General features: G+C 73.1%; 12 protein-coding genes and 1 pseudogene. 10 read left to right on the top strand and 3 right to left on the bottom strand.

The genetic code is table 11. The features are described from left to right. Positions 1-373 precede the first annotated feature (373 nt). Positions 374-1,483: a ribosome small subunit-dependent GTPase A gene (rsgA, locus tag AC07B0_RS35845; protein ID WP_356884073.1), complete on the bottom strand. Its 1,110-nt coding sequence runs from the start codon at positions 1,481-1,483 to the stop codon at positions 374-376. A 349-nt stretch (positions 1,484-1,832) separates the two neighbouring features. On the opposite strand from rsgA, the gene AC07B0_RS35840 reads away from it, so the two are divergent. Continuing rightward, positions 1,833-2,234, top strand: coding sequence for a VOC family protein (locus AC07B0_RS35840; RefSeq protein ID WP_356884077.1), 402 nt, complete (start codon positions 1,833-1,835; stop codon positions 2,232-2,234). Here the strand turns inward: AC07B0_RS35840 and AC07B0_RS35835 are convergent. Together AC07B0_RS35835 and AC07B0_RS35830 are read right to left on the bottom strand one after the other, a co-directional pair. Continuing rightward, positions 2,165-2,893 (bottom strand): helix-turn-helix transcriptional regulator, encoded by a 729-nt coding sequence (locus AC07B0_RS35835; protein ID WP_469382919.1) that lies wholly within the window; start codon positions 2,891-2,893, stop codon positions 2,165-2,167. The genes AC07B0_RS35840 and AC07B0_RS35835 overlap by 70 nt on opposite strands. A 42-nt stretch (positions 2,894-2,935) precedes the next feature. After that, positions 2,936-4,051, bottom strand: coding sequence for a YihY/virulence factor BrkB family protein (locus tag AC07B0_RS35830; protein WP_356884081.1), 1,116 nt, complete (start codon positions 4,049-4,051; stop codon positions 2,936-2,938). Positions 4,052-4,068: 17 nt separating this feature from the next. On the opposite strand from AC07B0_RS35830, the gene AC07B0_RS35825 reads away from it, so the two are divergent. The 9 genes and pseudogenes from AC07B0_RS35825 to AC07B0_RS35785 form a co-directional block, all read left to right on the top strand. Then, a complete protein-coding gene (locus tag AC07B0_RS35825; RefSeq protein WP_469382916.1) occupies positions 4,069-5,712 on the top strand; it encodes an acyl-CoA dehydrogenase family protein in 1,644 nt (547 codons plus the stop codon). 372 nt (positions 5,713-6,084) lie between these two features. Further along, positions 6,085-7,377, top strand: coding sequence for a GAF domain-containing protein (locus tag AC07B0_RS35820; protein WP_467298456.1), 1,293 nt, complete (start codon positions 6,085-6,087; stop codon positions 7,375-7,377). Positions 7,378-7,382: 5 nt separating this feature from the next. After that, positions 7,383-7,949, top strand: a complete 567-nt coding sequence (locus AC07B0_RS35815; RefSeq protein WP_478900061.1) for a GNAT family N-acetyltransferase — start codon at positions 7,383-7,385, stop codon at positions 7,947-7,949. A 286-nt stretch (positions 7,950-8,235) separates the two neighbouring features. Further along, a complete protein-coding gene (locus AC07B0_RS35810) occupies positions 8,236-8,319 on the top strand; it encodes a putative leader peptide (RefSeq protein WP_309550570.1) in 84 nt (27 codons plus the stop codon). A 215-nt stretch (positions 8,320-8,534) separates the two neighbouring features. After that, positions 8,535-10,241, top strand: a complete 1,707-nt coding sequence (locus tag AC07B0_RS35805) for a nitrite/sulfite reductase (protein WP_467298314.1) — start codon at positions 8,535-8,537, stop codon at positions 10,239-10,241. Next, on the top strand, positions 10,238-10,417 hold the full coding sequence (locus AC07B0_RS35800; RefSeq protein ID WP_356884089.1) for a hypothetical protein: 180 nt from the start codon (positions 10,238-10,240) through the stop codon (positions 10,415-10,417). The genes AC07B0_RS35805 and AC07B0_RS35800 overlap by 4 nt, the downstream gene beginning before the upstream one ends. Further along, a complete protein-coding gene (locus tag AC07B0_RS35795) occupies positions 10,414-11,115 on the top strand; it encodes a phosphoadenylyl-sulfate reductase (RefSeq protein ID WP_478900059.1) in 702 nt (233 codons plus the stop codon). The genes AC07B0_RS35800 and AC07B0_RS35795 overlap by 4 nt, the downstream gene beginning before the upstream one ends. 44 nt (positions 11,116-11,159) lie before the next feature. After that, positions 11,160-11,705 (top strand): adenylyl-sulfate kinase, encoded by a 546-nt coding sequence (gene cysC / locus AC07B0_RS35790; RefSeq protein WP_467298454.1) that lies wholly within the window; start codon positions 11,160-11,162, stop codon positions 11,703-11,705. Then, positions 11,702-11,874, top strand: a pseudogene (locus AC07B0_RS35785) (sulfate adenylyltransferase subunit CysD); the annotation flags it as partial. The gene cysC and the pseudogene AC07B0_RS35785, both read left to right, overlap by 4 nt.

The raw sequence follows: 11,874 nt of genomic DNA, 5'->3' as shown, positions 1-11,874 counted from the left end.
GGGGCCCCCCCCCCCCCCCCCCAAACCCCCCCCCCCCCCCCCCCACCCCCGCCCCCCCCCCCCCCCCCCCCCCCGCCCCCCCACCCCCCGCCCCCCCCGCCCCCCCCCCCCCCCCGGCCCCGACCCCGGCCCCAAGCGCAGCCCCACACAGGCCGAGACCGCAGCGCACCCGCAGCCCCCGCCCAGTCGAGGCGGCAGCCCAAACGCAGCCCCCCACCCGGGCCGGGGCGGCAGCCGCACCGCACCCCGCCCGGCACGGGCAGACGTTCAAACCGAGCCCCGCCCGCCCCTGCCCGGCACGGGCAAGGTCAGACCCCGGCCCCGCCCGGCGTGGGCAGACGTGCAGTCCGGCCCCCGCCCGGCCAGGGCAAGGTCAGGCTCGCCCCGTCCGCTTCGCCGCGTAGTTGGCCCGGCCTTCGGCCGATTTCAGGCGCCAGTCGCGGCGGAGTTCCGACCGCAGCCGCGCGTCGGTCTTCGCCACGATCCGCTGGTTCTCGCGGAGCAGCTTGCGGTAGCTCTCCAGGCGGCGTTCCGGCAGCGCCCCCGACTCCAGCGCGGCGAGCACCGCGCAGCCCGGCTCCGCCTCGTGCGCGCAGTCGTGGAAGCGGCACTCGGAGGCGTACTCCTCGATCTCCGAGAAGACCTGCCCGACTCCCGCCTCGGCGTCGAAGAGGCCGACGCCGCGCAGCCCGGGGGTGTCGATGAGGACGCCTCCGCCCGGCAGGGCGAGGAGGTTGCGGGTGGTGGTGGTGTGGCGGCCCTTGCCGTCGACGTCGCGGGTCGCCTGGACTTCCATCGCGTCCGTGCCGAGCAGCGCGTTCGCCAGGGTGGACTTGCCCGCGCCGGAGATGCCCAGCAGCACGCTCGTACCGTCGGCGACGATCGCCCCGAGTACGTCCGTGCCCTCCCCGGTGTGCGCGGAGACGGTGAGCACCTGGACGCCCGGCGCGGTGGTCTCCACGTCCTGGACGAGGTAGCCGAGGGCGGCCGGGTCCGGGACGAGGTCGGCCTTGGTGAGGACGACCAGCGGCTGCGCCCCCGATTCCCAGGCGAGCGCGAGGAACCGCTCGATGCGGCCGAGGTCGAGTTCGACGGCGAGCGACACCGCGATGATCGCGTGGTCGACGTTGGCGGCGAGGATCTGTCCCTCGGAGCGCTGCGAGGAGGTGGAGCGTACGAAGGCGGTCCGGCGCGGCAGGTACGCCTTCACGTAGCGCGGGTTGCCGGCCGCTTCGACGGCGGCCCAGTCGCCGGTGCAGATGACCCGGAGCGGGTCGTGCGGGGTGACGAAGGCGGTGTCGGCGCGGACGGTGCCGTCCGCGGTGACGATGTCGCACTGGCCCCGGTCGACCCGGACGACCCGGCCGGGGAGGAGTCCCTGGGCGGCGTACGGAGCGAATTCGGCGGCCCAGGCGTCGTCCCAGCCGTAGGGGGCGAGGGCGTGCGCGAGGGAGGAGGCCTGCGGGAAAGAAGAGGAAGTCAAGGGGAACCCTTCACAGGGTGGCCCCGGCAGCGCGCGCTCGTCGGCGCGCGAAGAGGTGTGAGGTCAGCCGGAGACCACGGAGGTGACATTGATGGTCTTCTGAGTGCGGGCAGCGCCCTGCGCGACGACAGTCATCAATGAACTCACCTCCGGGATCGTGTACGAGCTGATCGGTTCCGCACCGGTGGGCGGGAACGGGTTCACCGTAACAAGCGCCCCGCCGGCACCGCCAGTTCTTTTACGACGGCCCGGGGGAGCCGGTTTTACGTCGGGCCGGGCCCGGGAACCGCGCGGGCCGATGTCCGTTTCGTTCAAGACGGCCGCCGCGACGGCTGCCTAGCCTGCTGCCATGACTCCACGACTCGACATGATCGGCCTGGTCGTCTCCGACATGGCCGCCTCCCTCGCCTTCTACCGCCGTCTCGGGCTGGACGTTCCGGCCGGCTCCGAGGAGCAGCCCCACGTCGAGGCCGCCCTCCCCGGGGGCCTGCGGATCGCCTGGGACACCGAGGACACCGTCCGCTCCATCGACCCCTCCTGGACCCGCCCGTCCGGCGGCGGCCGGGTGGAGCTCGCCTTCCTCTGCGACTCCCCGGCCGAGGTGGACGCGCTGTACGCCGAGCTGACCGGCGCGGGCCACGAGGGGCACCTGAAGCCCTGGGACGCCTTCTGGGGGCAGCGCTACGCGGTGGTACTGGACCCCGACGGCTCCGGGGTCTCGCTGTTCGCGCCCTCCGCCCCGGCCGCGTAGGCGCGCAGGGTGGTTCCGGCCAGCGCGCGGACCTCCCGCGCGAGGTGGGCCTGGTCGGCGTAGCCGGCGGCGTGGGCCACCTGTGCCTGCGGCAGCCCGCGCCGGGCCAGGACGAGGGCCCGCTGGAAGCGCAGCACCCGGCCCAGGGTGCGGGGGCCGTACCCGAAGGCGTCGAGGGAGCGCCGGCGCAGCTGCCGTTCCCCGAGGCCGACCGCCGCGGCGATCCCGGCGACGCTCTGCCCCGCGCCGAGGCGGGCCGTCACCTCGGCGGCGAGGGGGTCGGGCGGCCGGGCGGCCCGGGTCCGGGCCAGCTCTTCGAGGCCTGCGCACGGGTCCCCGTACGAGGCGATCCGCTCGGTGAGACGGCGTACCTCGGCGCCGGGCCACAGCCCGGCCAGCTCCACGCGCCGGTCGCGCAGTTCGTGCGCCGGTACGCCGAGCAGCGCGGGCGCGGTACCGGGAGGCAGGCGCAGCCCGGCGAAGGCGTCACCGGGAACCTCGCCGGCGGGGTGCGGCCCGGTGTCGGGCCCGGTGACCAGCAGGCGGCCGCCGGCCCAGAGCAGGTCCATGCAGCCGTCGGGGACGACCACGGAGCCGGTACCGCGGGCCCGCCACACGACGGCCCCGGGCACGGCCCGCGACGGCGCTTCCTCGTACACACCGCCAGGGTAGGCCGCCGGGGCCCGGCGGTGCCCGGGGGTTCAGTGCTTGCGGAGCCGGGAGGTGTAGTCCTCGGGCGGCAGGAACTTCGACCAGCGCTCGGGGAACTCCGAGGGCATCCCGGCGTCCTCGTCGTCCTCGGACTCCCCCTCGGCCAGTGCCCGCCAGGCGGCGGCCCGGGCGACGAGCTGGGCGGCCTCGGCCTCGCGGACCCGCTCGTTCGCCTCGCGGGCCGCCGCCGTGGCCACCGAGGGCCAGACGCGGTCGATCGCGGCGTTCACGGCCGCGCCCACGAGGACGGCGAAGGCGGAGATGCCGATCCAGAGCAGGATCGCGACGGGCGCGGCGAGCGACCCGTAGATCGTGGGCCCCTCCACGGTGTTCGTCAGGTAGATCCGCAGCAGGAAGGAGCCCAGCACCCACATGGCGAGGGCGACCAGCGCGCCCGGTACGTCCTCGATCCACGGGGACCGTACGGGAACGGAGACGTGGTACAGGGTGGTCAGGAAGGCGATGGAGAGCAGGGTGACCGTCGGCCAGTACAGGACCGCGATCACCTCGGTGCTCCACGGCACCAGCCGGACCACGGCGTCGGGGCCGACGACCATCAGCGGCAGCACGATCGCGCCGATCAGCAGGGCGATGACGTAGAGCAGGAAGGCGAGGAGCCGGGTCTTGACGATGCCGCGGTGCCCGTCGAGGCCGTACATGACGGTGATGGTGTCGATGAAGACGTTGACGGCGCGGGATCCGGACCACAGGGCGAAGGCGAATCCGAGCGAGATCAGGTCGGGCCGGCCGCGGCTGGTGACGTCGTCGAGCATGGGTTTCGCGATGTCGTTGACGCCGCGGTCGGACAGGACGGTGCCGACCGCGCGCAGGATGTTCTCCTCGATGCTCTGCACGGACTGGGTGTCGGTCCAGCCGTCGACGTAGCCGAGGAGACCGAGCAGTCCGAGGAAGAGCGGGGGCAGCGACAGGAGCGTGAAGAAGGCCGCTTCGGCGGCCAGTCCGAGGATCCGGTACTCGATGCACGAGTTGACGGTGTCTTTGAGCAGCAGCCAGGCCATCTTCCGCTTCGAGACGTTGCGGTAGAGGGCGCGGGCCCGATGGAGCCGTCCTGGGATCCGCTCGGGTGTTTCTTTTGCTGGCTGCACGTCCTTACGGTATCCGCATGGCAGCCACCACCCACACAGTCAGCAACCAGGCCCCGCCCCTGGTGGGCTACGAGGTCTACCTCGGCGACCGGGCCCTCACGGAGGGCGTGGAGCGGCACCTCGCGGACGCCGCACCGGAACTCCTCGGCGAGGTGCGGGAGGAACTCACCGCGCTCGGGCGTGCCGCGGGCTCCGCGCAGGCCCAGGATTGGGGTACGAGGGCGAACGAATGTCCGCCAAAGCTGAAGACGCACGACCGGTACGGCAACCGGATCGACGAAGTGGAGTTCCACCCCGCCTGGCACCGGCTGCTCGGGCACGCGGTGACCTCGGGGCTCACCGACGCCTGGGGCCGGCCCGCCGGACACCTGCGCCGCGCGGCGGGCTTCTTCGTGTGGTCGCAGGCCGAGGCGGGGCACGGCTGCCCGGTCTCGATGACCCATGCCGCGGTCCCGGCGCTGCGGACCGATCCGGAGCTGGCCGCCGAGTGGGAGCCCCGGCTGACCTCGCACGTCTACGAGGACGGCCTGCGGCCGGCCGGGCAGAAGGCCGGGGTGCTGTTCGGGATGGGGATGACGGAGAAGCAGGGGGGTAGCGACGTACGGGCGAACACGACCTCGGCGGTACCGCTCGACGCGTCCGGGGAGTACCTGCTGACGGGCCACAAGTGGTTCTGTTCGGCGCCGATGTCCGACGGGTTCCTGGTGCTGGCACAGGCTCCGGGCGGGCTGACCTGCTTCCTGGTGCCGCGGGTGCTCCCGGACGGCAGCCGGAACGCGTTCGCGATCCAGCGGCTGAAGGACAAGCTGGGGAACCGGTCGAACGCGTCGAGCGAGGTCGAGTTCGACGGTACCTGGGCGCGGCGGGTGGGCGAGGAGGGCCGGGGGGTCCGCACCATCATCGAGATGGTCGCGGCGACCCGGCTGGACTGCGTGATCGGCTCGGCCTCCCTCATGCGGCAGGCGCTGACCCAGGCCGTCCACCACGCGGAGCACCGCTCTGCTTTCGGAGCGCCGCTCATCGGCCAGCCGCTGATGCGCAACGTGCTCGCCGACCTCGCCCTGGAGTCGGAGGCGGCGACCGTCCTCACCCTGCGGCTGGCGGCGGCGTACGACGCCGGGACCGAGCAGGAGAAGGCCTTCCTGCGTCTCGCGGTGCCCGTCGCGAAGTACTGGGTGACCAAGCGGTGTACGCCGATGGTCGCCGAGGCCCTGGAGTGTCTGGGCGGCAACGGCTACGTCGAGGAGTCCGGGCTGCCCCGGCTCCTGCGCGAGTCCCCCCTCAACTCGATCTGGGAGGGGTCGGGCAACGTACAGGCCCTGGACGTCCTGCGGGCCCTCCAGCGGGAGCCGCTGGCCCTGAACGCGTTCCTCCAGGAGGTCGGGCTGGCCCGGGGCGCCGACCACCGGCTGGACGCCGCGGTCAAGAACCTGCTGACCGAACTGGCCGACCTGGACGGCATCGAGGCCCGGGCCCGGCGGGTCGTGGAGCGCATGGCCCTGGTGCTCCAGGGATCGCTGCTGGTCAGGTGGGCTCCGCCGGAGGTAGCGGACGCGTTCTGCGCCTCGCGGCTGGGCGGGGACTGGGGCGCGGCCTTCGGGACGCTGCCGCACAGCCTGGACCTGGCGGCGGTGGTGGCACGGGCGCGGATCGCGGGCTGACGCGAGGTTCGGGCCACTGCGGTCCCCAAACCGCGGTGGTCCCCGAACCGCTCAGCACCGGATCCGGGCCCGTAGAGGTGGGACCCGGGGTGGCGCCGCGCCGACTCGGCACCACCCCTGATCCGAGAAGCCCCGAGGAAGGAGCTGTCACGCCGCTCGGCGGCGTGCCGATAGTTTCGGTCGGGTGACCGGAGGTTGGCGAGAGTTGCATACCGTTGCAACCCTTCGGTTCGGAAAGCGCCCGCCGCACGTGCCCGGGGAAGCGCACGTGCGCGCCGGCGGGCGGCTCCCGCAGTACGTCCTGTTCAGCACGGGGAGGTTCCGGTGGCCAACACCGCAGGCGGCACGGTCGACGTGGCACGCATCTCGGCCATGGACGCGCGTGAGGCCACGCGTCTGCTGAAGGGGGTACGGGCGGCCGCGCTGGCCGGGGAACGCCCGCCGGCCGCCCCGCGGCCGGAGATCGCCGAGTCCTGGCGCCGCATGCTGGCCGGCGGGGTGCACCCCGACCGGGACGCCCGATCGCGGATGCTGTCGGCCGCCGAGACGGAGGAGCGGCGGCACGTGTCGCCGCTGCGGGAGGTCCTGCCGGTGCTCCGCGAGGGGCTGCTGCCCTCCCTGGACGAGGTCCTGCACATCATGGTCGTCGCCGACGCGGACGGCCGGCTGCTGTGGCGGGAGGGGCACGCCTCGATCCTGCGCAAGGCGGACCGGCTCGGTTTCGCGGTGGGCGCCGACTGGGCCGAGGCGGTCGTCGGCACCAACGGCGTGGGCACCGCCCTGGTGGTCCGCCGGCCGGTCCAGGTCTTCTCCGCGGAGCACTTCGTCTCCAGCCACCACGACTGGACCTGCGCGGGCGCCCCCGTACGCGACCCCCGCGACGGGCAGCTGCTGGGCGTGGTCGACGTCAGCGGGCCGCTGGCCACGATGCACCCGGCCACCCTGGCCTGGGTCAGCTCCGTCGCCCGCCTCGCCGAACGCGAGCTGCGGGTGCGGCACCTGGAGTCCCTGGAGCGGCTGCGGGCGGTGGCCGCCCCGCTGCTGGCCCGGCTGCCCGGCCGGGCGGTGGCCGTGGACCCGCACGGCTGGACGGCCGCCGTGACCGGTCTGGCGCCCGCGGACCGGATCCCGCTGCCCAAGACCCTCGGGCCGGGCCGGCTGTGGGTGCCGCAGCTCGGCGAGTGCGTGGCCGAGCCGCTGCCCGGCGGCTGGCTGCTGCGGATCGCGGAACCGCGCGCGGCCGCCGCCCCCGTCAGCCGGGTGGTGCTGGACCTGAGCCGGCCGCGCTCCTGGTCGGCGACCGTGTACGGAGCCGCCGGCAGCTGGTCCCAGGAGCTGAGCCCGCGCCACGCGGAGCTGCTGTTCCTGCTGGCGGAGACCCCGCGCGGCCGTTCGGCGGCGGAGCTGGCGGCGGAACTCTTCGGGGACCCGACCCGTACGGTGACGGTCCGGGCCGAGCTCTCCCGGGTCCGCCGCCACCTCGCGGGGGTGCTCACGCACCGGCCGTACCGCTTCGCGGAGGACGTGGAGGTGGAGCTGATCCGCCCGCGGGACCCGGCGGAGCTGCTCCCCCACTCCACCGCCCCCGCGGTGATCCGGGCCCGGCAGGGCGGCGCCGGCGGCTGGGGCACCCCGGAGCGGCGGCCGGGGGGTGTGGTTCCCTGAACGGCATGAGCACCATCACCCTGACCACCTGGTCCCTCGAGATGAACTCGCCCGGTGATCTGGTCCCGGCGGCCGTACCGGGCCCCGAGATCCGCATCGAGCGGGCGGAGGTCCCCTCCCCCGAGTTCAGCCGCTTCCTGTACGCCTCGGTGGGCGGCGACATCCACTGGACGGACCGGCTGTCGCTGACCCGTGCGCAGTGGGTGGAGCAGCTGGAGCGTCCCGGCGTGGAGACCTGGGTCGCGTACGACCGGGGCACCCCGGCGGGGTACGTCGAGCTCGATCCGCAGCCGGACGGCGTGGTGGAGATCATGTACTTCGGGCTCCTCCCGGACTTCCGGGGCCGCCGCATCGGCGGGCACCTGCTGACGTTCGGGACGGCCCGCGCCTGGGACCTCGCGACCCGCTGGCCGGACGACCGGGAGCCCACGCGCCGGGTCTGGGTCCACACCTGCAGCCAGGACGGGCCGACCGCGATGGACAACTACCAGCGGCGCGGGTTCAAGGTCTTCCGCACCGAGACCGAGGAGAAGCAGGACGCCCCCACCCCGGGCCCCTGGCCCGGCGCGTAGCCCCTCCGGGGGCGGGCGCCGTCACGGGCGGGGCCTGGCTCCCGGGCGGCGACGCCGAGCGTGGCCGAGCGGCGTGATCCGGCCATGCCGGAGCCCGGGGGCGCCCCCGGGTAGCGTGGAACCGGGGCGTCCGCTCCATCGGCACGCATCGGCCCGAGCCGCCGCCACCAGCGGAAAGGCCCGCGGCGACGTGACCCCGATCACCCCGTCCCGCCATTTGGGACGACTTCGTCCGCATCGTGGACAGTAGTGGACTCCTCCAATCGGGGCATGACACGCTTCCGCCATGAATGGAGCTGGAATTGCCTTGGTGAGTCGGCGGCACGTCGACCTCGGCCGCATGTCCAGCGCCATCTGTCCGGCGAGCTGACGGAACCAGCCACCGCCGCACGTCGACGCCGTCCCCACTGAAGCGGACGCGCCGACCACGTAAGCCCCCTGAAGGCCGAAGACCGCTCCTGCCTGCCGGCAAACCCGGCCGAAGGCGGCATTTCGGCCACACCTGCTCAGCGACGCCGGTCTGACAGGGGCGCTCCGCCACCTCCCCTGCCCTTGCCCTGAGCCGCCGAAGAAGGACGTACCGCCATGGCCGCCACCCCCGAAACGCCCGCAGCCGCCCCCGCAGCCGCAGCGCGCCGCAAGACCGGCCGTCACCGCGGCGAGGGTCAGTGGGCCGTCGGACACCACACGCCCCTCAACGGCAACGAGCAGTTCAAGAAGGACGACGACGGTCTCAACGTGCGGACACGCATTGAGACGATCTACTCCAAGGCCGGCTTCGACTCGATCGACCCCAACGACCTCCGCGGCCGCATGCGCTGGTGGGGTCTGTACACCCAGCGCAAGCCCGGGATCGACGGCGGCAAGACCGCGATCCTGGAGCCGGAGGAGCTGGACGACAAGTACTTCATGCTGCGCGTCCGCATCGACGGCGGCCGGCTGACCACCGAGCAGCTGCGCGTCATCGGCGAGATCTCCGAGGAGTTCGCCCGCGGCACCGCGGACCTCACCGACCGCCAGAACGTCCAGTACCACTGGATCCGGATCGAGGACGTCCCCGAGATCTGGCGCCGCCTGGAGGCCGTCGGCCTGTCCACCACCGAGGCCTGCGGTGACACGCCCCGCGTCATCCTCGGTTCGCCCGTCGCCGGCATCGCCCAGGACGAGATCATCGACGGCACGCCCGCCATCGACGAGATCTACCGCCGCATCGTCGGCAACAAGGACTTCTCCAACCTGCCCCGCAAGTTCAAGTCCGCGATCTCCGGCTCGCCGCTGCTCGACGTGGCGCACGAGATCAACGACATCGCCTTCGTCGGCGTGAACCACCCGGAGCACGGCCCCGGCTTCGACGTCTGGGTCGGCGGCGGCCTCTCCACCAACCCCAAGCTCGGCGTGCGCCTCGGCACCTGGGTCTCGCTCGACGAGGTCCCGGACGTCTACGAGGGCGTCATCTCGATCTTCCGCGACTACGGGTACCGCCGGCTGCGCAACCGCGCCCGCCTGAAGTTCCTCGTCGCCGACTGGGGCCCGGCCAAGTTCCGCCAGGTCCTGGAGGACGAGTACCTGAAGCGCCGGCTGACGGACGGCCCCGCCCCCGAGCAGCCCTCCGGCCAGTGGCGCGACCACGTCGGCGTCCACCAGCAGAACGACGGCCGCTTCTACGTCGGCTTCGCACCCCGCGTGGGCCGCGTGGACGGCGCCACCCTGACCAAGATCGCGGACGTCGCCGAGCAGCACGGCTCCGGCCGGCTGCGCACCACCGCCGAGCAGAAGATGGTCGTCCTCGACATCGAGGCCGACCGCGTCGACTCGGTGGTCTCCGCCCTGGAGGCGCTCGACCTGCGCGTCAAGCCGTCCCCGTTCCGGCGCGGCACCATGGCGTGCACCGGCATCGAGTTCTGCAAGCTGGCCATCGTCGAGACGAAGGCGCGCGGCGCCTCCCTGATCGACGAACTGGAGCGCCGCCTGCCGGACTTCGCCGAGCCGATCACGATCAACATCAACGGCTGCCCGAACGCCTGCGCCCGCATCCAGGTGGCGGACATCGGTCTCAAGGGCCAGCTGGTCCTGGACGAGGACGGCAACCAGGTGGAGGGCTACCAGGTCCACCTGGGCGGCGCCCTCGGCCTGGAGGCCGGCTTCGGCCGCAAGGTCCGCGGCCTCAAGGTCACCTCGGCCGGTCTGCCCGACTACGTCGAGCGGGTCGTCACGCGCTTCCAGGAGCAGCGCGAGGACGGCGAGCGCTTCGCCGCCTGGGTCACCCGCGCCGACGACGAGGCCCTGTCATGAGCGAGCGCGCCGCACCGTTCTACTGCCCGTACTGCGGCGACGAGGACCTGTTCCCCAACGAAACCGGTCACGGCGCCTGGGAATGCAGGGCCTGCAACCGGGCCTTCCAGCTGAAGTACCTCGGGCTGCTGGCCCGGGGCGTTCAGGCCAACACCGCTGGAGGGGACGAGATATGACGACGGCTCAGGAGACGCGCGGGCTCAAGGAACTGGCCGAGCAGGCGGGCCGGGACCTGGAGGACGCCTCCGCCCTGGAGATCCTGCGCTGGGCGGCCGACACCTTCGGCGAGAAGTTCGCCGTCACCTCCTCCATGGAGGACGCGGTCGTCGCCCACCTGGCCTCCCGGGTCCGCCCCGGTGTGGACGTGGTGTTCCTCGACACGGGATACCACTTCGAGGAGACCATCGGCACCCGGGACGCCGTGGACGCGGTGATGGACGTCAACGTCATCACCCTGACGCCGCGCCAGAGCGTCGCGGAGCAGGACGCCGAGTACGGGCCGAAGCTCCACGACCGGGACCCGGACCTGTGCTGCGCGCTGCGGAAGGTCAGGCCGCTGGAAGAGGGCCTGACCGGCTACGAGGCCTGGGCTACGGGTCTGCGCCGTGACGAGTCCCCGACGCGGGCGAACACGCCGGTGGTCGGCTGGGACGAGAAGCGGCGGAAGGTGAAGGTGTCGCCGATCGCCCGCTGGAGCCAGGACGACGTGGACGCCTACGTCGCCGAGCACGGCGTCCTCACCAACCCGCTGCTGATGGACGGTTACGCCTCCGTCGGTTGTGCCCCCTGCACCCGCCGGGTGGCGGAGGGCGAGGACGCGCGGGCCGGCCGGTGGGCCGGACGGGGCAAGACCGAGTGCGGACTGCACGGCTGATGACGGACACCACGAACACCACGGAACCGACGGAGAAGAAGCGGATGAGCGTGAGCGACCAGGGCGCCACCGTGTGGCTGACCGGGCTGCCCAGCGCCGGCAAGACCACGATCGCCTACGCGCTGGCGGAGCGGCTGCGCGGCGAGGGGCAGCGGGTGGAGGTCCTCGACGGGGACGAGATCCGCGAGTTCCTCTCGGCCGGGCTGGGTTTCTCCCGTGAGGACCGGCACACCAACGTGCAGCGGATCGGTTTCGTCGCCGAACTCCTGGCGTCGAACGGGGTCAAGGCGCTCGTCCCGGTGATCGCGCCGTTCGCGGACAGCCGTGAGGCGGTCCGCAAGCGGCACGCGGCCGAGGGCACCGCCTATTTGGAGGTGCATGTCGCGACTCCGGTCGAGGTGTGTTCCGAGCGTGACGTGAAGGGCCTGTACGCCAAGCAGGCGGCGGGCGAGATCTCCGGTCTGACCGGGGTCGACGACCCGTACGAGGCACCGGAATCCCCGGACCTCCGTATCGAGTCGCACACGCAGACCGTGCAGGAGTCGGCTTCGGCCCTGCACGCGCTGCTCACCGAGAGGGGTCTGGCATGACCACCGCCGCGCACCTGCACACCGGCGCCGAGTCCGACGCGCCCTACGCGCTGTCCCACCTCGACGCCCTCGAATCCGAGGCCGTGCACATCTTCCGTGAGGTGGCGGGTGAGTTCGAGAAGCCGGTGATCCTGTTCTCCGGCGGCAAGGACTCCATCGTCATGCTGCA

Source organism: Streptomyces sp. NPDC044704 (genome assembly GCF_056433525.1).
The sequence above is the reverse complement of the archived record's forward strand: the minus strand, read 5'-3'. Positions and strand labels throughout refer to the sequence as shown.

Coding starts and splice junctions, on each gene's coding strand:
- AC07B0_RS35840 (WP_356884077.1), top strand. CDS start 1,833: ATGACTCCACGACTCGACATGATCGGCCTGGTCGTCTCCGACATGGCC.
- AC07B0_RS35825 (WP_469382916.1), top strand. CDS start 4,069: ATGGCAGCCACCACCCACACAGTCAGCAACCAGGCCCCGCCCCTGGTG.
- AC07B0_RS35820 (WP_467298456.1), top strand. CDS start 6,085: ATGGACGCGCGTGAGGCCACGCGTCTGCTGAAGGGGGTACGGGCGGCC.
- AC07B0_RS35815 (WP_478900061.1), top strand. CDS start 7,383: ATGAGCACCATCACCCTGACCACCTGGTCCCTCGAGATGAACTCGCCC.
- AC07B0_RS35810 (WP_309550570.1), top strand. CDS start 8,236: ATGAATGGAGCTGGAATTGCCTTGGTGAGTCGGCGGCACGTCGACCTC.
- AC07B0_RS35805 (WP_467298314.1), top strand. CDS start 8,535: ATGGCCGCCACCCCCGAAACGCCCGCAGCCGCCCCCGCAGCCGCAGCG.
- AC07B0_RS35800 (WP_356884089.1), top strand. CDS start 10,238: ATGAGCGAGCGCGCCGCACCGTTCTACTGCCCGTACTGCGGCGACGAG.
- AC07B0_RS35795 (WP_478900059.1), top strand. CDS start 10,414: ATGACGACGGCTCAGGAGACGCGCGGGCTCAAGGAACTGGCCGAGCAG.
- cysC (WP_467298454.1), top strand. CDS start 11,160: ATGAGCGTGAGCGACCAGGGCGCCACCGTGTGGCTGACCGGGCTGCCC.